We start from the raw sequence: 26458 nt of genomic DNA, 5'->3' as shown, positions 1-26458 counted from the left end.
ATTGTGCTCCAAAGTAATCCGATTGTATAGCTAGCCGGAGCGGCGCGCCCGATGTGCGGACCTGGCGCGCTGTCCGACTTACTCGCCCAGCACCAGTGATTATATCAGAGCAGAACCCACTCGTTCCAGCGCTGACGGAGCTGCTCGGCATTGGTCAGGCCATCCGCGCCGACCTCACCGTACCACTTCGCATTCGAGGGAAGGCTGATGGCCATGTAGTCGGGATGGCTGGCTAGATTGCGCGCTACCTTCTCGGGGATCAGCTTGAAGGCGTTACGGTTAGTTGGGCCGTAGTTGAGCAGCTGGGCGAAGACGGCCTGGCGGTCGGCACGGGTGGCGAATTCAATGAACTTCTGCGCGTTCGCCGCATTCGGACTACCCTTCGGAATCGCCCAGTAGTCCCATCTCAGCTTTGCCTGATTTCGATTGATCTCGAGCGGCGCGCCCTGGTTGATCAACTGGCTAGCCCGGCCATCAAAGGCATTCACAAGGTCGGCCGTCTTGTCGTGCATTATTTGCTGGATCTCGGACCCAACAGTCCACCATTTGCGGATGTGCGGCTTTATCTTGTCCAAGCTCTTGAAAATGCGGTCAATGTTCATGGGGTAGACCGCGTTCATAGGAACGCCGTCCGCCAGCAAGGATTCCTCCCAAGGCCCCTCGACGCCACGCTGGCCGGTCGGCAGCACGCGGACGCCAGGAAACTTGCTCACGTCCCAGAACTCGGCCCAAGTCGTGGGCCGCGGCTTGCCAGCCGGAAACTTCTCCGTGTTGTAGACCATCACGTTCGCATACATGAGCGATCCGACAGCGAACGGTTCTTTGGCGAAGTCAAGGATACCATCGAGCTCGTCCTTTTTGTAGATGGAGTAGTCAATCTGTTCGAGCTGACCTCTTGGGCCTGCGATGGCAACCGACGGCGCGCCTAGGTTGATCACGTCAAGGGTCACGTTTTTTGTGGTCACCATTAGCTCAAGCTGCGCTATCGTCGAATCGTCGGTGATGGGATTCACCTTGATCCCCGTTTCGGCTTGAAATGGTTTCACATACGCTTCGATGTTCGCCTTCCCCCATTCGCCTCCACCGACGGATACCCGAAGCTCGTTCGAGGCTCCCCAAGCGCGAGTGCTGACAGAATTTAGCGTCCCCATCATGAGGACGGACGAACTCGCCTGCATGAGGCGCCTACGATTGATCAAAAAACTCATGGTTCCCTCTCCAGCGTTTCATTCTGCTGTCCGTGTCTCTTTCCCGTGACGGTCTTTTCTTGCTTTGGGATAGTGTATTGAGTCCTCGAAGCAGATTTTCCCAAAAGTAAGAGCTAAACCAGCAGGAATCCTGCGCCTCATCGGTGAGAATGCAAGCTTTTCTGCGGTCACGCGCCCTTGTCGGCCCGAACAAGACTCAAGAGTGGTCAAGTTTTTGGATACTGGAGCGCCAACCACGACATCTGCATTCATGATTACGGACTGACTCCGCTCGTCGTATTCCTTGTCCACTGATGCGACGCTTCACCCGGGCGGCGTATCATGCACGATGCGTGTCGCCGAAGTTGCGCTTGACGATAACCCTGTGAATCCCTCAGCTGCACGCGGCTACCGTAGAGCTATAGGGCTCTCAGGCCAGCCAGCCTCCAAACCGCTATCACGTCTCTGCAGGCTGGCCCTCAAGTGTCTAAATTAGACTTCGAATATTTGCCGTGGCAGTTTGGAGAAGGTTTCGGCTCCCATGTCGGTAACGCGCAATGTCTCGCTGATCACATAACCAAAGTCCTCATCGATCCAATTGCCGAGCATCAGATGGAACGTCATATTTGGCTGCAGGACGGTTCGATCACCTTCCCGGAAGCTGGCCGTCGGCTCTGTCCAGTCGATTCCGATGGCGTAGCCGCACCTGGACTCTTTCTCGAAACCATATTTTTTCAGAGTGCGGCTAAATGCCGTGGCGACATCACTACAGGTCGCACCAGGTTTGACGGCAGCGAGCGCGGCTTCCAATCCGGCAACTTCACCTTCGTGGAGTCGACGCAGGCGATCTGAGGGCTTACCAATCGAGACTGTCCGCATCAGAGCCGAGATATAGCCATGACGCACGCCGCCAAATTCGAGATTGATCTGTGAACCTTGGCGGAAACTATCTTCGCTCCATCGGATGTGGGCAGTGGCGGAACGCGGTGAGGCACACAGAAAAAAAGCAGACAGATCCGTGCCCGGCTTGCCATTCGCGCCGCGCACCAGCGTCGCGACGATTTCTGCGGCCGCATCGGCCTCTCTCACACCCGGACGGATCACCTCCTTTGCTCGCAACATGCCCGCATCGGCAATTGCAGCGGATTCCCGCATCACGGCAATTTCGAGATCGGACTTAATTCCCCGAATCCAGTGGATTGCATTTCCGAAATCGACCACCATGGCTTTCGACATTCTCGTCTTGAACTTGTCGACAGCTTGAGCCGAAATGAATTTGGCTTCGAGACCTACGCCCGCGCCGGCAAGGCCCTTGTCATGCAAGAGATCGATCACCGCATCAAAGCCGTCCAGGTCAGGATTGGCGATAAGATGTTCCGGATAGCCAATAACCCGAGTATTGTCGATGAACATTTGATGCATCGCCGCCGGCGCATCCATACGTCGCGTAATGAAACTCGGCTCCTCCTCCCGCAGGCTAAGGACCAGGCCTTGCGGCACATAAGCAGATTTGCTGGTGTAGCCGGAAAGGTAGGTGATGTTGGCGGGACTCGTGACGATTAGCGCGTCGATCTCTCGACGTTCCATTTCCGCTTTAACTGCGGATAGTCTTTGCAGATACTCAGCCCGCGGGAAAGCTGGTGGTGCTTTTGGCATTGCCATTGTGCGTATCTCCTTCTGTCTATTCTGCTGGTACTAGCGCCAAACGGAAGCAGTCGCAGGCGGCTGTCGACCGTTTGCGGTGCGCGATCCGTTCTACCCCGAGACAGGCGCGATGCGCGCCTGCCGATCAGATGGTCAAAAACCTGCCCAGACTAGCGTATCACGCGCGGTAGAGGGTCGGAGGCGTCTTGCTGAGTATCTCGGCGCCGCACTCGGTCACTAGGACGCTCTGGCTACAACCCGACAGGTAGTCGCCCTCGCCGATGAGAATAATCGGCATGTGAAGGGTCATCCCAGCCTTAATGATGTCGCCCGCGCTCGGCTCCAGACTCAGATTGCCCCGCTCGCTCCAAGGGGCGCCGATCTGATATCCTACCCGATGGTTCAAGCCCTGCGGACGAACGGACCGCTCGACCACCTTGCGCCCGGCGGTGTCCACGTCTCCCGCTGTCACGCCTGGCTTAATGGCTGCGATAACGGCCGCAAGTGCTTCCTCGGCCACAGCGTGGAGCGTTTCGGCCTCTGCGTGGCGCCCAAGCACGGCGCTGCGGACCAGCCCTGCCGTGTATCCGTTCTTCGCTCCGCCCAGTTCGACCATCGCGGGCTCATTGTTTCCGATGGGATGGCGCGTCAGTTTCGTGTGTGGCAGCTTCGTGCGCTCGCCGAACCCAATGGAAACCAGCCTGGGGTCATCGCCCCCTGCTTTCCTGACCTCAGCGAGGATTGCCGTGGCCATTTCCACTTCGGTGATTTCTTCTCGAAGCGAATTCTGGAACGCCCGCACTGCAACATCGGTCATGGCCATCGCCTCGCGGAAAATCTCGATCTCCAGCTCATTTTTTACGGCCATGACAGAGGAAACCAAACGAGAGGCATCCGTAACCTTCATGTCTGGAAGCAGCGACTGGAGCGCGGTCACATCGGCGTACGCAAGATTCCAACAGCCGAGTTCTAAGCCGACCCGCTTGCTCGCTAATCCGTACCGTCTGAGCACATCGGCGCAAACCTTCGCAAAGTCCGTCTGCTCGGCATAACCGATGATTTCGTCGATGCAGCTTTCCGCGCGAACGCCAACCAACTCGAATTCGCGGACGACATAGGTCGGCGATCGGCCCGGAACAAGGATCAGTGGGAACGGCATGAAGTATCCACCCATCCCATCGTATCCCGTGAGATATCGCAGATGACCGTGGGCAGTAACCAGGAGGGCGTCGAGTTCGGCGCGCTGCATGACGTCCAGCACATTTCGTTGCCGGCGCTCGTACTCTGACCTTGCGAATGGCGGATTAGTAAAAGGAATTGGTTTGAACGTCCGGGTCATCGATTAGCTCCTTTTCGTTTCCTATGGTTCGTTTTTCATTCGACCAGTTGGTCGGACGTCTCGCGGTCTGTTGGCGGCCTCGAGCCGGTCAGTGTCCGAATTCGATTGAAGGGCGTGTATCCGTGTCGACTCCGTTTTCCTTCAGGCCTGGACGCGACTGCAAAGCTAAGCTTATGGGTGCACTGCTCGACGGATCTAAAAGCGACTGGTCTGCCGAAATGTTGGCTCTTTCGCCAACCAGGAAGGTCCTTAGAGTGATATGGTGAACAGTGCACTCGCCGGCGAACAGCGCCGGACATGCTGACCGAATTGCGAGTGCAGCCTGCTCCCAATTACCCCTTAGCTTGAGTTGAAAGTTCGCTCTCGACATGTAGCTACTCTACAGCTCTAAATGTTATCGAGAGCTTGTGGATGCCTTGGTGCGCGCGCCCAACCATCTTCTTCCAATCAACGACCCATTGCTGTGACATGCTAATGATCGCAAGAGCCGAATTAGCGCAATCAGAGGCATCCTGCTCCAGAAATTCTGCGTTCGATTAGGACAATGCGAAGGTTTCGAACAAAAGGTTCGGGCCTCCGGTTTCGGCGCCGCCATCCGGCGTACGATATCGCCTCCGGCGCGACCAGCCTCGCTCGGTCGCTCTAAGAAACTTAAGGCGTAAGCTACATCTGAATTACGTCGGCGAATGGCTGACACTGAAACATGATGATGCGCCATCGGCAGCTGTGCGGCGTTGTGGGTTCCTGTCGAATTTCGTGGATAGCGCCGCATTCGCTTCGCTGCCGCGCCAACGCCGCACATGAAGTGCGGCGTCACCCTCTCCAATCTCTCTGGTCCATCGGCATGCTTGCAGAGATTGCCGCGCTGTACTTATTCTCAATCAGTGCACAGACCAGCGGGCCCACGCGCAGTTTGCGCGTGGGCCCGCTTCTTCTGAGTCCGCCTCTGCGTCGAACTGACCGAACGGGACAAGTGATCTCAGCTAATTGACATCAAGGTCATCCGGCAGAGGGTGGAGATATCGTATAAGGGCAGAGTCGTGACGCGACGGATTGCTGGGGTTACTTGCGGCGCAGCCGTACATTCGAACACGATCGCCGCAATTTCCGGATGGGCTTCGCACAAGCGCACAACGCAGGCGACGAACTCCGCCTCTATATCGGCGACGTCGGTCGGCGGCGGCGGGCGCTTCATTTCGTTCTCCAAGAGTTTACCGCCTTCGATGCCCCCGACAACCACCCTCGCCCGTTCGGCGGGATCGTCTACGCCGAGTAGATCTTCACCGCAATTGGCCGAGTCGGCTGTCACGACGGCAAGCTTTGCAGATGGTGGCAGCTGACGGAGCAGGGTCGGCACCAAAAGCAGACTCGAGATCGCCACAGGAACATTCACCGATGCCGCCACCGCCGCCTGATGCCGGATAGAGAAACCGCAGTTCGCGGTTATTGCGACCGCGCCTCGCTCGACCAAACGCCGGGCAGCAGCGATGTACGCCGACTCGAGGGCTGGGTCACCGCAGATGACTCTGTCCGCCCAACCTCCTGCTATGGTCTCCGAAATGACCGGGAACCCGCAGGTAGCCGGATTCAGGAGCGAGCCAGGCTGAGGCGGCGGCGGCGAGGCGTCGGGCGGCCTCCCGCGTTCGAGGTTCAGGACTCCGAGATAACGTGAGATCTTCGATGCCATTTAGAACTCCAATAGAGCGATGCGATGCGCAATTTGGAAGAATGAGGCATGGTGGCTGGCCAGCGGAGTGGGTATAGTCGCTAGCAGAGGCGCGCATGTCGGTCGCTACGTGGCTCACCAACTCCAGACCTCTTCTTCATCCACGGATGATCAGACAATATCTCGCGGGGCTTTGTGCGTTTTTCAATGTGTATATGCAGCATATCCGCATTCTATCTGGCCCAACGCCGGAAAGCGGCGGCGATAAAATTCCGCCGCATACACGGACTGTGCGCGACCTCAGTTAAGTTGGTCGGCAAAGTTGAAGACTTGCTGAGCTGATAGCCAATTGCGCAGCGCGCGCTCAAAAGGCGCAAAGATCGATTTTGACGCCTGTTTCCTTCGCGAACCTTCGACCAACGCTGGAAATCGACGCCAAGTTTCAAATACGATCTCGTAAGCTGCATGGGAGCACCTGCGCCCGCACCTAATTTTTGAAGATGGAGCTGCTGGCGATAATCATAAGGGCTCCTCCGCTGTCTAACCAAACTTCCCCCGTATCGTTGATCGGGCGAGGCGCACCGGTCGTAGTCCTCCGTCAGAAACCACGCTTGAATCAAACTGCTGTTGCGAGTGAACTTCTGGCAGAACCAAAGCACGAGTTGCGCTGTGTATTCAGAACAGCGCCGAATTCTGACTTCGGATGGCCCCCCTTCTGAACAACAACTCTTCAAACGAGGTGGTAAATGACTAACACGTCTTCAACGGCACCTGGCGCCCTTGCATTCCCGATTGCCGAGTATGAACTACGTCAGCGGAAAGTGTTCGAGGCTATGGAAAAAGCCAAGCTCGACGCTCTCGTGGTAACCGCTCATGGGCATCTTCAGTATCTTAGCGGATACGACGGACTCGGCGCATATTTCATGCCCTTCCCATTGATCCTCGTGCCGGGGCGAAGGCCGACCTACGTTATCCGAGAGTATGAACTGAGCAGTGTCCGTCCAAATAGCTGTATCCAGGAAATCCTCACTTACGCGGATCACGAAGGCTTTGCCCCGGCCTGTGCCGACGCTATTCGTGGATCTGGTTTGAGTGGCAAAAAAATTGGGCTCGAACTCGGCTGCTGGAATCTTGCGCCAGCGGACGTGAGCGCGCTTCAGGCGCACTTGCCCGATGCGAACTTCGTTGACGCGACTCGGCTGGTAGCGACGGTCGCAGCTGTGAAGACGCAGTTGGAGCTCGACGCCATGCGCTTTGCAATGAAATTGACTGATGTGGCTGTTAGAACATTCCAGCAGTCCCTACGTGAGGGCATTACCGAAACCGAAGTGCTCGCGAACATAGACCGGGAAGTCGAGAGGGCTGGTGGTGTAATCAAAAAGCCCTCGGTCACTCTGTTGTTCGGCGAGCGGACAAAGCTGTCGCACGGCAGACCCCAGGATAATCCGATACGAAATAACGAACCGGCGTTTACTGAGCTTGGCGGTCTCAAAGCTGGTTACCCGTGCGGGCTGGTCCGGTGTGCTGTACTTGGCCGACATCCAGAAACTGAATTCCTGCACAGCCTGTCGATCGAAGTTCTCGAGGCCGTTATTTCTGCGATTAAGCCTGGTGCAACGGCCGGCGAAGTTGATGTCGCTGGACGAGAGGTACTTAAGCGCCATGGGCGTCCCGAGTTGCTTAATCATCGGGTGGGCTACCAGACCGGCATCAACTGGTTGGAGCGCGGTAACATAAGCCTTGAGCCTGGTGCTACGGACGTACTTGAACCAAACATGACCCTTCACATGCCAATTATTCTGCGCGGGGAGAACGGTTACCAATTTGGCACTAGCGAGCACGTTGTGGTGACGGAAAGAGGCGCAGAAATACTCAGCCGGACACCTCACAGTCTGCACTTTGCATAACGGAAGGGGCGGAACGGCCTGCAGGTCCTCCCAAATCAATTATTCCGAGTGCTTTGGAGATGCAGGCCACAACGAGCGTCGATCCTGAGATCGGCGCTCTGGCACGATTCTAACATGGCTTCGAAGGGAGAACGACCTCTGGTGCTGTCATGTTAGCTCGATGGATAAAGGGCAAATGAGGCAATGAGCAAAACATCACACGTAACCTTCGATTTTAACGCCCCTGGCGTGAATACGGGGCATGTTATTGTCGGACAAGGCGAAGATTGCGAAGCGCTCTCGCTTCCGGTTATCAGCATCAATAGAGGAGAAGGTCCGAGGCTCTTAATCACAGGCGGATGCCATGGCGACGAATTGGAAGGGCCAATAGTCGCTCGAAGGGTTGCTGAATGGTTGCCGGAAACGCAAACCTGTGGAACAACCATTATCTTACCCACACTCAATCCGCCTGCTGTGCGGGCATGGACCCGTAACACACCGATTGACGGCTTGAATCTCAATCGAGTGTTTCCGGGCCGTGCCGACGGATCGGTGACCGAACGCATCGCGGATGCTGTTTCTCGCCTACTTTTGCCCCTGGTCGACATCGTGTTCGATCTGCACAGCTTTGGACCGGCCTGGGATTTTCCGCCCGCGACGACGACGCATCCCATTGCTGATGCCGATCTGATGGCCAAGACGCTCCGAATGGCACAGGCGTTCAGATTGCCCGTGTCGTTGGTCTGGGAATCCAACGAGACGCCGGGAATGTTCGATACATGGGCGCAGAGCCAAGGCAAGGTATTCGTTTGCGCCGAGTTCGGCGGCGGCACGGTTGGCGCCGAAGTTCTGGCTATCTATGAAACCGGCGTCCGCAACGCTCTTATCGCGGTCGGACTAATTAACGGAACAGTCGAGATACCAACCTTCCGTCAGCACAAGTCGAGCCGGACACTAGAATCGCTTTCGTCTGACGTACTAAAGTCGCCCGCGGCGGGCATCTTTGAGCCCCGCTGCTCAGTGCTGAGCGAAGTGAAGCAGGGAGATCTCATAGGGATCCTGCATCCGATGGATTCTCTATCGACCGGCTCCAGTTATATTCGTGCGCCTCGCGCCTCGACGGTCTGCGCTATTCGATCCGGAGGGCATGTGCGCCCGGGCGTGGGGGTGGCGTATCTTGCGAGACCCCTAAACTCCTGAGGCTCGGGGAAACCAATGACGAAGCTGTCAGAGGCTCTGACAGCTTGTTTCTGATGATCATGAGTTGGATGGAACGGCGGTGGGTATCTTGCAATTAACTACTTCGGTCTCGTGCCAGACTTGGTTTGCACGGCAAAGGTTCGACAAACGGATCTCTCCGATGTGGGCCGCATGCGGGATGTCTGTGATGCTCGCTTCGCAGGGTCCGCAAAGCCAAATTGAGCTTTTGCATGGTTTTGCTTTCTCCATTCACCATGCCGCGTGCCTAACGGGGCTAGCCGTGTCAGTCTATCAAAACGAAGGATTACTTACGGCAGCCGAATTATTGCCGACTACTGAAAGAGCAATGCATCGATGCCGTCGGCAGATCTCGATCTTTCGCTGGAACGGGCTCGCAAACGGACCTGCTGCGGCTGGCGAGCGCATAACTGGGGCGCTTTGAACCTGACCTTAGACAATCGTGCTTAATCGCCAGTGACGCAAAGCGGGTGGCAATTCCTGCGGTGATGGTCATCACCGGCACAATCCGACCTAATGTTAGAAGATGGGCAAATATCAGCGGTCTCTCGCACCAGATGCACAGGTCTGGTTGCAGAACTGCGCTATGGGAGGAGAATGCCCGTCGAACACGGTTACTCTAATACCCGAACGGAGACACGACATGACTGCACATACTCTACGGACTCACAATTCTGATCGCGAGCAACAGATGAATGCTCGGATGGATTTGGCTGCGGCGCATCGCCAAGCGGTGACCGACGGGTTCATCGAAGGGATCGACAACCACTTCACTCTTACCGTGCCGGGGCACTCGGATCGCTTCTACTTGAATGCATTTGGACTGCATTGGTCAGAAATTAAGGCATCCAACCTTATTGAAGTCACCCTCGATGGCCAAGTCGTCGCGGGCAATGGCATAGCCAATCTCTCAGCGGTCAGCATTCACGCCCCCATGCATCGGCGGGGAATTGCCTGTGTCATGCATACCCATATGCCGTACGCGACCGCACTGTCGCAGCTCGAGAATATGACGCTGGAGCCGTCAAGTCAGAACGGGATGGTTCTCCACGAACTAATCGCATACGATTATGATTACAATGGCTTGGCGAACACCCAGGAGGAGGGTGAGAGACTGGCTGATGTGCTTGGGAATAAGCAAATCCTAATGCTCGCGAATCACGGTGTTGTCACGACAGGCGAAACGGTAGCGGAAGCGTATCACAGGCTTTACTTTCTAGAGCGTGCGGCAATGACCCAAATGATTGCGTCGGCAGCGGGGAAACGACGAATGATAGCCGATGAGGTTCTCGCAAAGTCACGGACCCTTTTGCAGACCGCCAAGCAGGAGTTCTCAGACGAGGTCAACCTCTACTTCAACGCTGTCAAACGTGTCCTAACTGCCCGCGGTTCGGACTATGCGGAGTGACCTGAGGCCCAACTCTCCTTCGTCTTGAAGGCCTGTTTCGGTCTGGCCTTAAGGAGGCCTGTTTTGTTTCACTGCGAACTCCGCCGGCGTTAAGTTGGCGAGGGCTGGGTGGCTCAGGGGGGCAATATCCAGATGAGGTGATCGAGCTGCTGTTTGCGGCAACCAGCCCCCTAGGCTGGCGCCGCTCGCGCGCGTCACTCGGTGGGATGTACTTCGACAACAATCAGGCCGTCGCCACGAATAAGGCGGCATGGCCTATCATCACATGCCTCGTATCGATCCGGTTGTTTAGTGTAGCAATCTTCAGGGTGAATAGGCGAAAGTGCCGGCAGCATACGTTCAAGGTCTTCGCAAATTGGCGCAGCCAGCGCGAACGCTAGTTGCCCGGGACGATCGTCCCGCGTTCGGTCCGCCACTCGATGCTGACTTCCTGACCCAAATTCGGCGTGAAGCTCAAAGCATCAGTCTTCAAGCGAGCATAAACGGTTTGATTTAGAGCCTGCAATTCGTATTTGAGCGTATCGCCGAGGTATACGACTTGCCGCACACATCCAATGATACGCTGGCTTCCTGGGTCCCGCGGCGAGTCGACCGGAAGCAGCGTCAATTTATCGGGTCGGAGTACTAATGCAGCTCGGCACCCGTGTGCAAGGCCATCACTGGACTGAACCGGTCCACACAGATCCCAGCCATCGCCTTTAACAGCGGTGGTCCCTGAGTCTTGGCTCATCACCCCGTAGAAGATGTTGGAGTCGCCGACGAAGTCTGCGACGAAGACTGTCTTGGGGTTATCATAGAGGCCTCTCGGACTGTCCAGCTGTTCAACGCGCCCGCGACGAAATACTGCAATTCTGTCGGACAGCACGAGGGCTTCCTCTTGATCATGTGTCACGTGCAGAATTGTTATGCCAAGCTCCTTATGCAGGCGTCGGACCTCCAGCTGCAAAGTCTCCCGTAGCTTCTTATCAAGCGCGCCAAACGGTTCATCCATGAGCAAGAGGCGTGGGCGATAAACGACGGCGCGTGCGAAAGCCACGCGTTGTTGCTGACCGCCCGAGAGCTGCCGCGGGAACCGTTTCTCGAGACCTTCTAGGCCGACGAGACGCAGTGCCTCCTGAATTAATGCTGCTCGCTCAGATTTGGGGACGCGAACTAGTGGGAAGGCTATGTTCTGAGCTACGGTAAGGTGCGGGAACAACGCATAGTTTTGAAACACCATCCCAATGCCACGCTTGTGGGACGGAATGTGAGTTGCGTCCTGCCCATCGATGAAAATCCGCCCCGACGTCGGCTGGACAAACCCTGCTACCATATTGAGCGTGGTGGTTTTACCGGAGCCGGAAGAGCCGAGAAGGGTCATAAATTCACCTTTTCGCAGCTCAAGGTCGATCGCATCGACGGCGATAAGGCTTGCAAAGGCCTTCGTAACGGCTTGCATCCGCAGAGCCGGCTGCACTACTTCCGTCATTATCTCACTCCCTCGGACGTCGGACAGGATGTTCATCGCTGCGCGCTGTCTCCAAGGAGTTGTCTGCTGCCGCGGAGAAGCATCAACCCGAGGACGAGGGAGCTGATTGCCAGGAGAACGCTTGAGACAGCGGCGGCTGTAGGATCGACTGACAGCTTGACCTGGGAAAAGAGCCCAACCGGAATGGTATTGACCTCCGCACTCGAGAGGAACGATGCAACAATATATTCGTCCCAGGATCCAAGAAAGGCGAAGACAAACCCGAATAGAATCCCCACCTGTATCAGCGGAGCGGTTACACGAAAGAAAACCATGGGTGGGCTGGAGCCCATGATTGCTGCGGCCCGCTCTAGATTGCGATCCACCGTAACGAGGGCGGAAGTTATCATGATGATGGGAAATGGCAGATTCATAACGGCATGTGCCAAGATCAGCCCTGTCACAGTTCCTTGCAGATCACCTCCTAGCGTCACCGGCCCGATCGACCACCCGAGAGTCCACACGAAGAACATGCCGATGGCGATCACGACGGTTGGGACAACCAAGGGCGACAGGAGAAGTGCCGATACAATACGCTTTCCCGGAAAACTGCCTCGGACGAGGCCTAGCGCGGCCAACAACCCAAGCGCGGTCGCGAGCACAGCCGAGCCCATGCCGATTTCGAGCGAGGTTACGATACGCTCCCGCCAGTCAGGGCTCATCAGCACGGTCTCGTACCAGCGGGTGCTGAAGCCGATCGGCGGCCAAATCATTTCCTCGGCCTCTGTAAAGCTCAAGGGCACGATAATAAGCAGTGGCGCCGCTAGGCAAAAGCAAACCAGCACGCCAAAAACGCCCAGCAGCAGCCGGGTGGAAAGCTTGGAGCTCATTCGGAGACTGCCACACCGAAGACATCACGGAGTCGCACGGCAGCGCTAGCTGTAAGGAGCACGCCGAACGTCACGACGAGCAACGCCACACTAAGCGCGCTGCCGTATCCCCATTCTAAATGTCGAACTGCCAATACGACCTGCTCAGTGACGTACAGATCTCGGCCGCTGCCCAGTAGGGCAGGCGTAATGTAAAACCCCAGGGAAAGGACAAACACGAGCACGCATCCTGCGAGGACGCCAGGCACGCTGAGCGGTACGATCACGCGCACAAATGCGCGGGCAGGTGGTGCGCCGAGTATCGCGGCCGCCCGCGAATAATCGTGATCAATTCGACGCATGACAGCGTAAATGGGAAAGACCATGTATGGTAGCAGCACCGCCAGCATTCCGAACATCACTGCGAAGTCGTTGCGAATTAGCGGCAGGGGATTGCCGATGAGCCCGAGGTCGATCAGCGTCTGGTTTATGACGCCCGTGTCACGGAGGAGCACCGTTAATGCATAGGTTCTCACAATGAAGCTCACCCACGACGGGATTAGCACAGCCAGCTGGAGGACTGCCGCGAGCCTCGCCGATGATATGTACATGAGATAAGAATATGGATAACCGACGAGCAAAGATCCTAGCGTCGCCACGAGAGCCGTTTCAATGGTCGTAACGAAGGTCTGAGCGACGAGCGGGGAAGTGAAGAGACGGACGTAGTTCTCGAAGCCCGGATCAGGCTCCACAAAACTTTGAACAATCACGTACGCCAACGGCCACAAGAAGAACGCGATAAGAAACATCAAGGCGGGCAACACCAGCCATCCCCATCTGTTGGCTGAGGCCCCTTGCGCTCCGGCATTCCGCAGCATTCCACGGACAACTCGGAACCGCTGCCAAAATAAACCTCGAGCGTCGGACTTTGGATTTTCGATGCGATCAAGTTGTGAGTACATCTCTATCGAGACTCCGAAGAGGGAGTTGTTCCACCGTCCCGAGATGTTCTTCGCGGTGCGCTTACTTGATGACGCTTATGCTGATTATTTGGATTTCCATTCCTGGTAGCGACGGTGCATATCATCGTAGTGGTCACCAAGCCACGCCGCGACCCGCGGAGTATCAAGGAGCACATGCGGCTCGTTCAAGTGGTTAGCCGGATAAGCGTCCTGCCATTTAGGATTGGCTTCTGCGTGTATATTTGCAGGGCCGAGCGCGATACAGTTGGTCTGCTGCCCATTTATCTTTTTGCTCAGAACAAAGGCTAGATACTTCATTGCTGTTGCCTTGTTCGGATCGTCTTTGGGCACAGCTCGCATGTCCGAGCTAACTATGAAGCCGTTCCACACTTGCTCTACGGGCTTGCCATCGGCGCGTGCCGATGCAACGCGATTGGCGTAAGCCATAGTGAGCGGCGTTTCTCCAGATATGAGGAGGTCCTGAAGTTGGGCCCCCGTCTCCCAAAACACCAACTGCCTTTTTATGGTATCAAGCCTTTTGAAGGCACGATCGAAGTCCAAGGGCACAATATCTTGAGGTGCTACTCCATCGGCGAGCAAAGCCATTATGAGAATTGTGGCCGGGCCATCTCCGACCCCGCGTTTTCCTGGGAACTTCTCCAGGTCAAAGAAATCTGCCCAGCCGGTCGGAATCTTACCCCCTGTTTTCTGCGAGTTGTAGGCGAGAGTGAAGGCATAGTTATCGAGCGCGACTGCGTAGGTTTGCGCCAGATCTGGGATTAAGTCCTCTTTATTGATGATGGAATAGTCGATGGGTTCAAGATATTTTGGGCCATTCGGGGGTTGAGCAAAAGCTGAACCTATACCCATCACGTCGGCGACATAATGACGAGTAGTCACCGAGAGCTTAAATTTCGAGCTATCGGCATTTTCGGGGATGGTAAGGATTCGGACCCCCGTCTCCTTCGTGAATGGCTCGAAAAAGGAAGTACGTAGACAGTCTGCATACATGCCGGTCCCATTCTCGACCGTCAGCTTTGCGCTGTCCGCCTGCACTCGATTAAGCGATCCCTCTAGGGAAACGGTGACTGAAAGCGCAAGGCCGCCGACTAGCAGGCCGCAAGTTAGCGTCCGACGTCGCATGGGCTGACCACGCATTTTCGACATTTCTGATACCATCGCCCCCTCCTCTGCCATTTCCTGTTGTTCCCTGATAATCAATTCCAGCCGCCGGGGCGGCCGTCGCAGCCTGCCTTCAGCGGGTCAAGAGAGTTTGAATCGGAACACCCCGATCACAGTCGGCCTTACACTTCTCCGCAAAGCGCGCCTGACTTGCAAGCCATCGCCAAATTCGCGCCTTCGACTTGAATGGTCTGCGGGAACAGTGCTAACAATGCAAGATCGCTCCTCCCTCGTATTTCCTACGAAGTCGTTTGAAGTCTCATTGAAGCCTAGTACATCGGTAATGTTAGCCTGCCGCGTTGCTTCTTCTCGTGCGATTTCGAGCCGGATGCGCAGTATCGCGGCTTTCTCGACTGTCGTTGCGCGGGAAAGCGGCGAAGTGACTTCGAAGTCGTACGTTTAGACAAACGCGACACGCGTCTCTTGCTCGAAGGGCCAGCCAAAGTGCCTGCAGTGCGTGGCCCGCGGCCATTATCGCGATTAGGCCTCAGAGCGTTACGAACGTTAATACTGCGAGAGTGGATGATTCCTCCCATACGGCGTCCGTGCTTTGCTAGGCCACCTGATGTCCCTCTACCACCCACTGAGCGGCGACGGCTCAGTACTACATTCCGAATGTGAATTCCGGATACTCGCTTCGGACGCAATCTTATCGAGCAGATCGAAAATCTGGCAGGGACGTGCAGAGTTTTCGAACGAAACAAATAGGCGGCTAAATGGGACAGGCATCCTCAGCTGTTGCGGATCCCGCGCAACCGCTCCGAGCGTCGGCGCAACAACTCGACAGTAGTTAGCATAACGACGGTGAACAGGACCAGGACGGCGGCGGCCGCTATCATGGTCGGGTTGTACTGCTCTCGGATGCCGGAATACATGACCATGGGCAAGGTGCGCTGTTCAGGACCAGCAACGAAAAGGGCGACTACCACCTCGTCGAAGGAGGTGAGGAAGGCGAAGAGGGCCCCGGTGGCCATGCCAGGCAGAATGAGCGGCAGGATGACCATGAAGAAGACGGCGATCGGCGGCGCGCCGAGACCGGCCGCCGCGCGGCCGAGCGACTCGTCAAAACCCGCCAGGGTGGCGGACACGGCGATAACGACAAAGGGTGTCGCCAGAGTAGTGTGTGCCAGGATCAATCCGGCATAGCCGTTGAGCAGCCCGATCGCGGCATAGAAAAAATACACCGCGACCGCAGTGATCACGATCGGGACTATGAGCGGCATGACCAATATGTTCATCGACAGGATGCGCCAGCGGGCGCTTAGGCGGGTAAGTCCGATCGCGGCTAGAGTACCCAGCGCCGTCGATAGCAAGGTGACCGACACCGCAACAACGATAGAGTTCAGCAGCGCGCCCTGCCAGAGCTCTGTCAGAAAGAATTGCTCGTACCAGCGGAGCGAAAATCCTGCCATGGGATAGGTGAAGAAAGCGACCGAATTGAAAGACAGCGGAAGGACCACTACGATCGGTGCGACCAGGAACATCAGCACCGCCGCACAGATCAGTCGATGCAGATAGTACCAGCCCTTTTCCATCGGAGAAGCATAGGTAAATTTCGCCATCATTCTCATCTCATCATAAGCCGGTCGGCGCCAGCGAGCCGATTGTAAACAAGGTAGAGTAGTATCGTCGTCATAAGTAGAATCGCGCCAAGCGCCGAGGCCATGCCCCAGTTGAGTTCCTCGTTGGTATAGTGGGCTATGAAGTAGCTGATCATCTGGTCGGCTGGCCCGCCGACAATCGAGGGGGTGATGTAGTAGCCCAGACACAAAATGAATGTCAGCAGGCAACCAGCGACGACTCCCGGCAGGGTTTGCGGGAAGTAAACCTTCCAGAAGGCGTAGAACGGACCGGCGCCGAGCGACCGGGCGGCGCGCACATAGTTGGGCGAAATCGTTTTCATCGCGCTGTAGATCGGCAGCAGTGTGATAGGCAGCTGAATATTGATCATGGCTCCGACCGTGCTGAACCGGTTGAAGATGAGTTCCAGCGGGTGCGATATGATATGCAGCTCCTGTAGCACGTTGTTGACGACACCGTTCTTCTGCAGGAGCACGACCCAAGCGATGCTGCGAACCAGGCCTGAGGTCCAGAACGGCAAGACGACCATGATCATCAGCAGATTGCTCGTCTTGGGCGGCACCGTCGCAAGAAGATAAGCTACCGGGAAACCTAGAAGCAATGTTGCGATCGTGACAGCAGTGCTGATCCCAAACGTGCGCAAGAAAACATCGCGGAAGATCGCCGTCTCCGGGGGAGAGGAGACGATCTGTCCCTCGGCGTTGTATTGAAAGTCAACGGAACGCAGCAAATAATACGCCGTGTACGGTGAATGGGCGCGCTTCAAAAGGCTCCAGACATCGTGGCGTCCCCACAAAGGGGCGATTGCAATCATCGCCTGTTTGTAAGGTCCGGTGGTCAACATGTTTGCCTGGCGCGCGCTGGCGAGCACGGAGCCTGCTGCGCCCGGCAATTCGTAGTTAATGCGATTTCCGATTTGAAATGCATTGTTATGTGCCCAAGCTTCTTTGAGATCGGCCGCCAGCGCGACAAAAGAGGACTCACCGGGTACGTCCGTGCCGTCCCACGATTCAATCGCCAACATTGTCTGCGGCATCAACGTCAGCAGTATTCTATCGTAGACCGCGTTCTCGAGCATTCGGCCAATCGGCAAAACAAAGGCGATCAGGACGAATAGCAGGAGCGGAAGCAGGAGGGTGAAAGCCCTGAGTTGACGCCGGGACTCAACTCGTCGGAATTTGACACGCAGCGGCACTCGTTCAGGACCGTCTGTGAATTTCACCGCAATCGTGCTCATCGGGCTCTCCCTCACTCGCTCTACTTCAGATCTTTCTCAGCGGCGAGGAGGACACCTCCTCGCCGCTCTTTTCATTACTTCGCGAGCCAAGCGGTGAAGCGCTGACGCAACTCATCGCCGTGAATAGCCCAGAAGTTTGGGTCGAACTTCAGGGCCACGGCTGCATGCTCGGGCGAGGTAGGAAGCTCGGGCAGCACCGCCGGATTGACAAGCGCCAGCGCGTCCTTGTTGGCAGGGCCGTAAGGCGCGTAACGTGTCAAATCGGCCTGCGGTTGGGCTGAGCCGGCGAAGGCGAGGAACTTGTAGGCGTCTTGGATACGAGGGCTTCCCTTAGGGATGACCCAGTAATCAAAGGCTCCTTGCGCAGCGTCCCACATGATGCCGTATTGCTTGTTCAACTCGTTGTCGGTCCAAGCCGCGGTCATGATGACTTCGCCGCTCGCGAGTAGCTGCGTCATTTGTGGGCCGGTCGTCCACCAGATGATGTCATTTTTGACCGTGTCGAGCTTCTTCAACGCGCGCTCAACACCTTCTGACGTGCCGAGGACCTTGTAGACGTCATCCCTTGGCACGCCGTCAGCGATCAGCGCCCATTCGAGAGTTGGATAGGGATTCTTCCACAACCCGCGCTTACCGGGAAATTTCTTCGCATCAAACAAGTCGGCGATCGTCGTCGGAGCGGGCGTCAGTTTCTTGCCATAGTAGACGATGGTGGCATTGGTCTGGCTCGGCACTCCGCACTCAAACTTACCGACTTCGCCAAACTTTGCCCGGTCAAGACCCAGCTTGTTCCAGTCTATCGTCTCGAGGAGCCCTTGGGCACACATCGCCCAAGCATTTGAACCGGCATCGACTACGTCCCAGCTCACCGTCTTGGTTTCGACCATGGCACGAACCTTAGCGGCCTCGCCCGCGTACACCCCTTGGATGACCTTGATCCCGGTGGCCTTCGAGAAGGGCTCGAAAATGTACTTGGCCAGCGCATCCTGATAATTCCCACCCCAGCTGACGATCGTCAGCTGATCGGCCGCGAAAGCCGCAGTACTCGATGCACTCAACATCAAGCCCACGGCAGTCAATGCGCGGGCCACCATTATATGTGTCCTCATCGTATTCCTCTCCCTTTTAGTCCGCTCCAGACTAGGAGCGGCGCTGTCAAAGTCCCTGCCCGCCTGGTCGACGGCACTTCGCCGATGAATTAGGCGATGAAGGCGTTGCTCGGCTGTTCGTACAAGTCGACGCGCGCAGCGAGTTGCTGAATCACCCATCATTGAACACCGTGATGCGGTCCGACATGGTCAGCGGCCCGCTTGATCTCAAGCTGCTTTTATTACTTCGCGAGCCAAGCCGTGAACTGCTGGCGCAGATCATCGCCGTGAATAGCCCAGAATCTTGGGTCGAAAGGCAGAGCAATGGCTGCATGCTCCGGGGTATTCGAAAGGCTGGGCAAGATCTCTGGATCTACTAGCGGCATTGCATCCTTGTTGGCCGGTGCCAAGGGCAGCTCGCGCGTCATATCTGCCTGCGGTTGGGCTGAGCCGGCGAAGGCGAGGAACTTGTACGCTTCGTCGAGATGTGGGCTACCCTTGGGAATGACCCAGTATTGATACGCCCCTTGCGCAGAGTCCCACATGGTATCATACCGCTTGTTCAATTCGTTGCTCGTCCATGCCGCGGTCATGACGACTTGGCCACTACCGAGTAGCTGGTCCGCCTGGGCGCCGGACGTCCACCAGATGACATCGTTCTTGATCGTGTCGAGCTTCTTCAACGCCCTATCAACACCTTGCGGCGTGCTGAGGACCTTGTAGACGTCATCCTTTGGCACGCCGTCAGCGATCAGCGCCCATTCGAGACTTGGATAGGGATTCTTCCACAGCCCGCGCTTGCCAGGGAATTTCTTGGTGTCAAAAAGGTCGGCGATGGTCGTCGGAGCGGGCGTTAGTTTCTTGCCATAGTAAACGATCGTGGCATTGGTCTGGCTTGGCACCCCGCACTCAAACTTGCCAGCTTCGCCAAACTTTGCCCGGTCAAGACCCAACTTCTTCCAGTCTGTCGTCTCGAGGAGGCCTTGGGCACACATCACCCAAGCATTTGAGCCGGCATCGACCACGTCCCAACTCACAGTCTTGGTTTCGACCATCGCACGGACCTTAGCGGCTTCGCCGGCGTACACTCCTTGAATAAGCTTGATCCCCGTGGCCTTCGAGAAGGGCTCGAAAATGTACTTGGCCAGCGCGTTCTGATAGTTCCCGCCCCAGCTGACGACCGTCAACTGGTCAGCGGCGAAAGCCGGCGTTCTCGACGCACCCAATATCAAGCCCATGGCAGCCAACGCGCCGGCGACCATTTTATTTGTCCTCATCATATTCCGCTCCCCTTTTTGTCCGCCCCAGAATAGGAGCGGCGCTCTCAAACTTCCTGCCCGCCGAGTCGACGGCACTTCGGGCCATAGTCACGACGCATCGAGCGCTCGACAATCCTCCGTTTTCCATCCGATCGTGATCGCTGCGCCCGGCGCGATCTGCGCCACGCCGTCCGAATTCGGCAGCTTGATTACAAAATCGTCTTGGCCGCAGACCGAGAGCCGGGCTCGCACGTGGTCGCCCAGGTAGATCACTTCCGCAATCCGCGCGCTGAAGATATTTGGCAAGGACCCCGGCACTGGGTTGAGCTTCACCCGCTCCGGCCGAAGCGACAACACCGTCGGTCCGCCGGACACCTCGACGTTGACAGCGAGCGCCTGCACGCCACCCGCGCCAGGAATCTCCACCCTGCACGTCGCACCATTCATCGCGACGACTTTACCAAGAAGACGGTTATTCTCGCCGACGAACTGAGCGACGAAAGCGTTGCGCGGCTCTTCGTACAACTCCGCGGGCGCAGCGAGTTGCTGGATTACCCCATCATTGAACACCGCGATGCGGTCCGACATGGTCAGCGCTTCGCTCTGGTCATGCGTCACATAGACCACGGTGACACCGAGATCCTCATGGATGTGTTTGATCTCAAGCTGCATCTGCTCGCGCAGCTGCTTGTCGAGGGCGCCGAGCGGCTCATCCATCAGGACGAGCTTGGGATCAAAGATGAGCGCGCGAGCAAGCGCGACGCGTTGCTGCTGCCCGCCGGAAAGCTGGCTAGGCCGCCGCTTGCCATGGTCCCCGAGCCGAACCATGTCGAGCGCCCGCTTGATTCCCATCTCGCGCTCGGCCCTGCCGAGCTTGCGAACTTTGAGCGGGAAGGCGAGATTCTCCTCCACGGTCATGTGCGGAAAGAGCGCGTAGTTCTGGAATACCATTCCAATGTCACGCTTGTGCGGAGGCACGTTATGAATTGAGCGCCCCTCCAGATGGATTGAGCCTCGAGTAGGCACCTCGAAGCCGGCGAGCATCATAAGCGTCGTTGTCTTGCCCGAGCCGGACGGCCCCAGCAACGTCAAGAACTCACCCCGCGCTACATCCAGGTTGAGATTCTTAACAACGAGGGTTTCACCATCATAAGTCTTCTGGATATCGGAAAACTTCACAAAGGCAGTTTTCGCGTCGGCCATAGAGTCTCTCGTTAGCGCTGGCGTCTTCTCCGCTAGCGTCTCACCGCCAATCAGCTTGCGGTGCTCTTTTTTACCTGATTGCATCTTGTCGACCTCGTAGTCGAGACCGTCGGGACAGGTCCGCATTGGACGTCCGCGATTAACCAACTGGCTCATTCTTCCTCCCACGCTTAGTTCTCCGTACTTGGAGCTGACACACGATTTATCATTCCAGAAACCGGAATGTGTTTGTCACCTCAGGTATTGAATTCCGCGCGGTTACAAAGTTGCCCATCGAAATGGTCCCTTCCTACCAACGACGCGCCGTCGGTGGCGAGGACGAAGCCATTCTCGCCACATGCTGTAGTTACTTCGCGAGCCAGGCAGTGCTTTGCAGCTTTACCGCACATGGCTTGGCGAACGCCTCGGCGGGACCAGGCATCCAAATGCAGTTTCAAGAACCTGTGCCGCGGACAGCACAGTCATGTCGTTGTAGCGCGCAGCGACTAATTGAAGGCCGACGGGAAGACCATTGCTATCCAATCCAGACGGCAAAGAAGCTGCTGGTTGCTTTGTGATGTTGAAAGGGCCAGTGAATGGCGTCCAATTTGGATGATCTGGCTCATCACGCCCAACGGGGAAAGGTGCGATCGGCATGGTTGGCGTGACCAGGAGATCAAAGTCCTGATGAAACGCAGCCATCTTGGCCGTAAGTTCGAAACAAGCTTCTTGGGTGTCTTGATATTCAGAAAGAGTGAGCGACAAACCTCGCTCGGCGTAATCCAAAAAGCTGGGTTCAAGTAGAGACCGTTGCTCTTTGTTCAGTCGGCGAAGGATCCGAGCGACGCCGGCAAGCCAAATCGTTCGGAGCAGTGGTCGAGGATCATCGAAACCGGGATCTATCTCGACTACTTCTGCGCCGAGGGATTTGATCTTCTGAACGGCCGCATCCGTAACCTTCAGAATGTCCGTGTCCACATCCACATACCCGAAGTCTCGGCTATAGGCCACTTTCAGTCCTTGTAATGTGGATCTGAGAGGAACGTCACCGAATGGATATTCCGGGCCGGCATATCCGTCCCTGACATCCTGTTGGCCGATAACCCTCATCATGAGGGCCGCGTCAGCCACTGTGCGAGTTATTGGCCCGGTATGCGAAAGCGTAGTAAATACGCTTGGCGGCCACTGGGGGACATACCCGAAGCTCGGCTTGAAGCCGAACGTGCCTGTGAAGCTTGCGGGAATGCGTATCGATCCAGCGCCATCGCTTCCTTGATGGAGAAAGCCGAGATTTAATGCTGCGGCAACTGCCGCACCACCGGACGATCCGCCTGGCGTAAGGTTAGGATTCCAGGGGTTACGAGTAATTCCGAAAAGTAGACTGTCGGTAACACCTTTCCAGCCATATTCCGGGGTAGTTGTCTTTCCAAGAATGACAGCTCCCGCCTCCCGCAGACGTGCAGCGGCCGGGGAATCGACATCCCAGGGCCCACCCTCACTGGTCGACTTCGATCCCCAGCGTGTCGGCATTCCGCGAGTAAGTGTGACGTCCTTTAAAGTTACCGGCACTCCGTCAAGCAAACCCAAGGGCTCTCTCCGGATCCACCGGGCTTCTGAGAGTCGTGCTTGGGCTTTCGCCTGTTCGACGCCGATGAAGCAGAATGCGTTGAACTCGGGATTCGTTTCATCGATGCGCCTCAAGCAGTCATCGGTCACTTCAACCGGAGATAAGTCCCGGCTCTTATAAAGCGCAAGGCAGTCATGCGCAGTAAGATCTGCAATCTGTGTTGCCCGTTTCGTAGACATTATGGTCTCCTTGCCTCCCTTGCGCTGGAGCTCGCAGGTCGCTGGCGCTTGTGTGTTAGTAGATTTCACTTCAGCGCCCGTTTCCTGCAAAAGCTATCAGCGCGCGACTAAATCCGGCGTACACCTGCCCCGTTGCGCAGGTTATGAGTGTACCGGGGTGGGTGGCGGATTCACGCGACACCAATCACTCGTCCAGGCGGCAGTAGAAGTGCAGAGTTCGCAGGGCAGGTACATCGACGCGATTACGAGATAAGGGCCGCAGCTGGCCGCTCGGATGGAGGCGGCGTCAGCTCCTTTCTGTTCAGAGCGCGGCGCCATCTCGCGATCGATTCAGACCTAGTCAATTTTTCCGCCGAGCTGCACAACGCGTGCTTCAGATTGATGATTTGATCGGGCCCGCCTCCTGGCTTCTTCGATCGCATCGCTTCCCCGCCGCAACCGCGCAATGACGGCGACTGGTTCGAACGGATCTTGAGGAAAATTGGCAATGTTTCGAGGTGCAGACTCTTGATCGGCGGCTTGCACACTTTCTTACGGACAGGGAATAGCGTATCTTGCGCGGTCGCTAAGTTCGCAACTTTCGTTAAATATCGCTGTCTGGGCCCCTTACGCTAACGTTCCAACGAATTATGCTATCCTCCCCGGACCGGCGCGAGGTGATCCACGTCGTCATTCAAGAGGTGCGCGAAGTCGCCGCGTGAATCCTGAGAGCCGCACAAGACGAGCCGACATCGAGACGCCCGGCGCACATCGCACGGTGTCCGTGGATGAAGAAGGTATCCGCCGTCGCGAAGTACGTAGGTTCTTGCGCAAGCTCCCTCGTCTCGCCAAGAACGGTGGATTCAGCTTCGAAATGGCTTGGTCTATCCGTTCCAGGCAGCGTTTCCGGCCATGCTGGCCACAACGCCGCTCGCAATCGCGCCGGCCACGTGTGCGGCTCCTTCCACGACTCCTTCGGCAACTCCCATAGCGCGCTCGACGTGCTCCTGTAGTCTCACGTGTTGTGCACTAGCATGCGCTTGGGTCATTACAGTCCTTGCGTGCTCTCAGAAAGGATTGGATGCCCCCGGCGCTGTCTTAAATCTCGCCTAGGCCGGTGAAGGGCCTGCGTATCAAGCCACGGATAAAGAATTCCACCATTGAGGTGAAGTCGAAGACGGGAATGCCGGTAGCACGTTGGACCGCTGCTGCGTAAGGCGGGAGCTCTGAGCATTCGAGGAGCAGCATCCCGACATCTGGGCGCGTTTCAAGTAGTGCCACCGCAGCACCGACTGTTTCGCTCTCGACAGCGGCAATGTCCAAGTCGGCGTTGCAGGACAAAAAAGCTGCACTAAAGGCCGGAGCGCCCTCGAGTCCCGAAACCACAACTCGTTCAGAATTCGTGCGCAACCCTGCTAACGTCAGTAAGTCCGGTGTGAGAGAGGACGCGTTCGCGGTAATGATCCCGAGTGCCTTGCCCCGGGGAAGTAATCTTTCGAGAAAAGGTCCGAGGAGCAGGCTGGACAAGAGTACGGGCACATCGACCGCGGCTCGAACCGGCTCTTGGTAGCGAATCATGAACCCGCAGTTGGAGGTGATCAGTTGAGCACCTTCATCGACGAGTTCGGCCGCGGCGTGTGCCACGATCTGCGCCACATCCCCAGCGTTAGGCCCAAGAACTCGCTCGAAGCTGAGGCCTGGCATTGTCTTGTATCGCACCGGGACACTCCACGTGCTGGCATTGCCGACGCTCCCTGGAATGAATGGGCGGTCAAAGGGGTCGCGAGGACGCTCGAACATCAGAATGCCCACAGGCGCCCCATAGAACTGCGGTTTTGGCTTCAGCAGATTTTGAGCAGGATCGATCATCTGTGTCAGGTCCTTTCGGCAGTAGGACGTCGCAGCCGCGGCAATGGTCGCTCTAAGCGATTCGGTCTAAGCTCACGATCAGCCCCGGAAATATCCTATAGCCACTTCAACGTCCAATGAGCGCAAACATGAGCGCTACATTGGAGAAATACTGCCAAATCATGGGTGGATGATTTTGTAACCAGCATCTAAAGCGGAACCGGCAGCACGCTTCTCTCCTTGGTCCACGATTGCATTATGCGCTGAATCGACACTTTTGGGCGAGTTGGATGCCAAATTGCGTGCGGATGCCAGACCGAAAAGACAAACGCATGCGGCCCCGATCTCTGAGACCGAAGCAGAATGAGCGCTGCCGGGGTAAATGGCTGAGCTGCTGCTCCCTGGTCTGCTTCAGGACGTCGCACGTCTTCCTGGGGCTCAAGTCGGCTCACTCCGGAACTTCCCTACCCCGTGTGCTTCGGTCGTTACCAATCTGTCATTGTCGAACTTCATGAATCATGCACGCCAACTCTGGGCGGCTGTCACGCGAGTGCCGATCGAATATAGCTGATCTCGACTCTCAGGTCTTTGCTCAGCGAGAGCTTCAACCCGCAATCGTCTGGCGATCAGCTGAGGCTTCAATACCCGCGCGCCTGATCCACCACATTCTCGAGCGTTTCGCCGGCCTCGAACCGCGTGATCTGCGCGGCGATGTATTTCGAGATCTCGTCGGCATCTGTATCAGCGGCATTGTGCGGCGTCAGCACGACGTTGGGATGAGTCCAGAAGCGGCTGTCCGTCGACAGCGGCTCCTGCACGAACACGTCGAGCGAGGCGGCGCCGAGCGTGCCGTCGTCGAGACAGGCCAAGATATCGTCCTCGTTCTGCAAGCCGCCGCGGCCGGCGTTGATCAGCACCGGCGCGCCGAGCGGGCTCGTGCGGTCGAGCCTGGCAAAGACATCACGATTGAGAATACCACGGGTATCGTCCGTCAGCGGCAACAAGCAGACAAGGATATTGCTCTTGTGCAGGAAGACCTTCATTTGCGTGCCGCCGTGAAAGCATTCGACCCCGGCGACGGCGCGCGCGCTGCGGCTCCAGCCGACGACTCGAAAGCCGAATCGAGCCAGGAGCTGGGCGGCATCTGCGCCCAGCGTGCCGAGCCCCATGATCCCGACAGTGACAGCACTTGCCGGCCACTGATATCTCGGCTCCCAGATTTTGTCGCGCTGCGACTGCCGCAGATACAGCTCCTGGCGATGATGCATCAACACATGCAGCACGACATATTCGGTCATGCGGCTCGTGAGATCGGGCACAGCCATGCGGACCAGCGGCACGTCCGGCAGCCTCCTATCCGCCATCAGCGCGTCGACACCGGCACCCAAGTTGAAGATTGCGCGCAGGTTCTTGAATGCGGCAAGCTCGCCTGGAAGCGGGTTCCACACCACCGCATAATGGACTTCGGTTGGGTCGAGCCGCGTATCGGGCAACAGCACCACGGGCCGGTCGCCGCAGACCGCCTCGAAGCGTGCCTTCCAGCGCTCCGGCAGCCAGTTCTGCGAGCGGCTGTTGATCAAGAGAGCCATCGCGCCATTGGTCATTCGAGGTGTCCTTTCAGTTCCGCTGACTCGCGGCTTTTCTACGCGCCGGTCAACAGTAAGTGGCGC

Annotated in this window: 19 protein-coding genes; 3 read left to right on the top strand and 16 right to left on the bottom strand. The window is 56.9% G+C overall.

Going from position 1 to position 26458, the window contains the following annotated elements:
* Positions 1–104: 104 nt before the first annotated feature.
* The 4 genes from ACFDR6_RS24550 to ACFDR6_RS24535 all read right to left on the bottom strand — a co-directional run bounded on the left by ACFDR6_RS24550 (position 105) and on the right by ACFDR6_RS24535 (position 5857).
* A complete protein-coding gene (locus ACFDR6_RS24550; protein WP_375859803.1) occupies positions 105–1208 on the bottom strand; it encodes a polyamine ABC transporter substrate-binding protein in 1104 nt (367 codons plus the stop codon).
* A 471-nt stretch (positions 1209–1679) separates the two neighbouring features.
* Positions 1680–2849, bottom strand: a complete 1170-nt coding sequence (locus ACFDR6_RS24545) for a M24 family metallopeptidase (RefSeq protein ID WP_375859802.1) — start codon at positions 2847–2849, stop codon at positions 1680–1682.
* A gap of 160 nt (positions 2850–3009) precedes the next feature.
* Entirely contained in the window at positions 3010–4170 is a 1161-nt protein-coding gene (locus ACFDR6_RS24540; protein ID WP_375859801.1) for a M24 family metallopeptidase, read from the bottom strand.
* 979 nt (positions 4171–5149) lie between these two features.
* The gene (locus ACFDR6_RS24535) at positions 5150–5857 is read right to left on the bottom strand and encodes an aspartate/glutamate racemase family protein (protein WP_375859800.1); all 708 of its coding nucleotides are present in this window, start codon (positions 5855–5857) and stop codon (positions 5150–5152) included.
* A 725-nt stretch (positions 5858–6582) separates the two neighbouring features.
* On the opposite strand from ACFDR6_RS24535, the gene ACFDR6_RS24530 reads away from it, so the two are divergent.
* The 3 genes from ACFDR6_RS24530 to ACFDR6_RS24520 all read left to right on the top strand — a co-directional run bounded on the left by ACFDR6_RS24530 (position 6583) and on the right by ACFDR6_RS24520 (position 10348).
* Complete coding sequence (locus tag ACFDR6_RS24530) at positions 6583–7743, top strand: M24 family metallopeptidase (protein ID WP_375859799.1); 1161 nt, start codon at positions 6583–6585, stop codon at positions 7741–7743.
* A 183-nt stretch (positions 7744–7926) separates the two neighbouring features.
* Positions 7927–8922: a succinylglutamate desuccinylase/aspartoacylase family protein gene (locus ACFDR6_RS24525; protein ID WP_375859798.1), complete on the top strand. Its 996-nt coding sequence runs from the start codon at positions 7927–7929 to the stop codon at positions 8920–8922.
* Between the two features lie 661 nt (positions 8923–9583).
* Positions 9584–10348: a class II aldolase/adducin family protein gene (locus tag ACFDR6_RS24520; protein WP_375859797.1), complete on the top strand. Its 765-nt coding sequence runs from the start codon at positions 9584–9586 to the stop codon at positions 10346–10348.
* A 376-nt stretch (positions 10349–10724) separates the two neighbouring features.
* Here ACFDR6_RS24520 and ACFDR6_RS24515 read toward each other — a convergent pair whose 3' ends face one another.
* The 12 genes from ACFDR6_RS24515 to ACFDR6_RS24460 all read right to left on the bottom strand — a co-directional run bounded on the left by ACFDR6_RS24515 (position 10725) and on the right by ACFDR6_RS24460 (position 26392).
* Positions 10725–11852 (bottom strand): ABC transporter ATP-binding protein, encoded by a 1128-nt coding sequence (locus tag ACFDR6_RS24515; RefSeq protein WP_375859796.1) that lies wholly within the window; start codon positions 11850–11852, stop codon positions 10725–10727.
* Positions 11849–12685, bottom strand: coding sequence for an ABC transporter permease (locus ACFDR6_RS24510; protein ID WP_375859795.1), 837 nt, complete (start codon positions 12683–12685; stop codon positions 11849–11851). The genes ACFDR6_RS24515 and ACFDR6_RS24510 overlap by 4 nt, the downstream gene beginning before the upstream one ends.
* Positions 12682–13488: an ABC transporter permease gene (locus ACFDR6_RS24505; protein WP_375859794.1), complete on the bottom strand. Its 807-nt coding sequence runs from the start codon at positions 13486–13488 to the stop codon at positions 12682–12684. Before ACFDR6_RS24505 ends, ACFDR6_RS24510 begins: the two co-directional genes overlap by 4 nt.
* A 222-nt stretch (positions 13489–13710) precedes the next feature.
* A complete protein-coding gene (locus ACFDR6_RS24500) occupies positions 13711–14805 on the bottom strand; it encodes an extracellular solute-binding protein (RefSeq protein WP_375859793.1) in 1095 nt (364 codons plus the stop codon).
* 734 nt (positions 14806–15539) lie between these two features.
* Entirely contained in the window at positions 15540–16370 is an 831-nt protein-coding gene (locus ACFDR6_RS24495) for an ABC transporter permease (RefSeq protein ID WP_375859833.1), read from the bottom strand.
* 5 nt (positions 16371–16375) lie between these two features.
* Positions 16376–17626: an ABC transporter permease gene (locus ACFDR6_RS24490; RefSeq protein ID WP_375859792.1), complete on the bottom strand. Its 1251-nt coding sequence runs from the start codon at positions 17624–17626 to the stop codon at positions 16376–16378.
* Positions 17627–17700: 74 nt separating this feature from the next.
* Positions 17701–18720: an ABC transporter substrate-binding protein gene (locus ACFDR6_RS24485; RefSeq protein WP_375859791.1), complete on the bottom strand. Its 1020-nt coding sequence runs from the start codon at positions 18718–18720 to the stop codon at positions 17701–17703.
* 236 nt (positions 18721–18956) lie between these two features.
* Positions 18957–19994 carry an ABC transporter substrate-binding protein gene (locus ACFDR6_RS24480; protein WP_375859790.1) on the bottom strand — a complete coding sequence of 346 codons (1038 nt, stop codon included), beginning with the start codon at positions 19992–19994 and terminating at the stop codon, positions 18957–18959.
* A gap of 87 nt (positions 19995–20081) precedes the next feature.
* Positions 20082–21176, bottom strand: a complete 1095-nt coding sequence (locus tag ACFDR6_RS24475) for an ABC transporter ATP-binding protein (RefSeq protein ID WP_375859832.1) — start codon at positions 21174–21176, stop codon at positions 20082–20084.
* 378 nt (positions 21177–21554) lie between these two features.
* Positions 21555–22961 carry an amidase gene (locus tag ACFDR6_RS24470; RefSeq protein WP_375859789.1) on the bottom strand — a complete coding sequence of 469 codons (1407 nt, stop codon included), beginning with the start codon at positions 22959–22961 and terminating at the stop codon, positions 21555–21557.
* A 1077-nt stretch (positions 22962–24038) separates the two neighbouring features.
* Positions 24039–24809 carry an aspartate/glutamate racemase family protein gene (locus ACFDR6_RS24465; RefSeq protein ID WP_375859788.1) on the bottom strand — a complete coding sequence of 257 codons (771 nt, stop codon included), beginning with the start codon at positions 24807–24809 and terminating at the stop codon, positions 24039–24041.
* 617 nt (positions 24810–25426) lie between these two features.
* On the bottom strand, positions 25427–26392 hold the full coding sequence (locus tag ACFDR6_RS24460) for a 2-hydroxyacid dehydrogenase (RefSeq protein WP_375859787.1): 966 nt from the start codon (positions 26390–26392) through the stop codon (positions 25427–25429).
* Between the last annotated feature and the right edge of the window lie 66 nt (positions 26393–26458).

Source organism: Bradyrhizobium tunisiense (assembly GCF_042263385.1).
Classification (GTDB): domain Bacteria; phylum Pseudomonadota; class Alphaproteobacteria; order Rhizobiales; family Xanthobacteraceae; genus Bradyrhizobium; species Bradyrhizobium tunisiense.
This window is presented reverse-complemented; position numbering and strand designations above follow the sequence as displayed.

Coding starts and splice junctions, on each gene's coding strand:
- ACFDR6_RS24550 (WP_375859803.1), bottom strand. CDS start 1,208: ATGAGTTTTTTGATCAATCGTAGGCGCCTCATGCAGGCGAGTTCGTCC.
- ACFDR6_RS24545 (WP_375859802.1), bottom strand. CDS start 2,849: ATGGCAATGCCAAAAGCACCACCAGCTTTCCCGCGGGCTGAGTATCTG.
- ACFDR6_RS24540 (WP_375859801.1), bottom strand. CDS start 4,170: ATGACCCGGACGTTCAAACCAATTCCTTTTACTAATCCGCCATTCGCA.
- ACFDR6_RS24535 (WP_375859800.1), bottom strand. CDS start 5,857: ATGGCATCGAAGATCTCACGTTATCTCGGAGTCCTGAACCTCGAACGC.
- ACFDR6_RS24530 (WP_375859799.1), top strand. CDS start 6,583: ATGACTAACACGTCTTCAACGGCACCTGGCGCCCTTGCATTCCCGATT.
- ACFDR6_RS24525 (WP_375859798.1), top strand. CDS start 7,927: ATGAGCAAAACATCACACGTAACCTTCGATTTTAACGCCCCTGGCGTG.
- ACFDR6_RS24520 (WP_375859797.1), top strand. CDS start 9,584: ATGACTGCACATACTCTACGGACTCACAATTCTGATCGCGAGCAACAG.
- ACFDR6_RS24515 (WP_375859796.1), bottom strand. CDS start 11,852: ATGAACATCCTGTCCGACGTCCGAGGGAGTGAGATAATGACGGAAGTA.
- ACFDR6_RS24510 (WP_375859795.1), bottom strand. CDS start 12,685: ATGAGCTCCAAGCTTTCCACCCGGCTGCTGCTGGGCGTTTTTGGCGTG.
- ACFDR6_RS24500 (WP_375859793.1), bottom strand. CDS start 14,805: ATGGTATCAGAAATGTCGAAAATGCGTGGTCAGCCCATGCGACGTCGG.
- ACFDR6_RS24495 (WP_375859833.1), bottom strand. CDS start 16,370: ATGGCGAAATTTACCTATGCTTCTCCGATGGAAAAGGGCTGGTACTAT.
- ACFDR6_RS24490 (WP_375859792.1), bottom strand. CDS start 17,626: ATGAGCACGATTGCGGTGAAATTCACAGACGGTCCTGAACGAGTGCCG.
- ACFDR6_RS24485 (WP_375859791.1), bottom strand. CDS start 18,720: ATGGTGGCCCGCGCATTGACTGCCGTGGGCTTGATGTTGAGTGCATCG.
- ACFDR6_RS24480 (WP_375859790.1), bottom strand. CDS start 19,994: ATGATGAGGACAAATAAAATGGTCGCCGGCGCGTTGGCTGCCATGGGC.
- ACFDR6_RS24475 (WP_375859832.1), bottom strand. CDS start 21,176: ATGGCCGACGCGAAAACTGCCTTTGTGAAGTTTTCCGATATCCAGAAG.
- ACFDR6_RS24470 (WP_375859789.1), bottom strand. CDS start 22,961: ATGTCTACGAAACGGGCAACACAGATTGCAGATCTTACTGCGCATGAC.
- ACFDR6_RS24465 (WP_375859788.1), bottom strand. CDS start 24,809: ATGATCGATCCTGCTCAAAATCTGCTGAAGCCAAAACCGCAGTTCTAT.
- ACFDR6_RS24460 (WP_375859787.1), bottom strand. CDS start 26,392: ATGACCAATGGCGCGATGGCTCTCTTGATCAACAGCCGCTCGCAGAAC.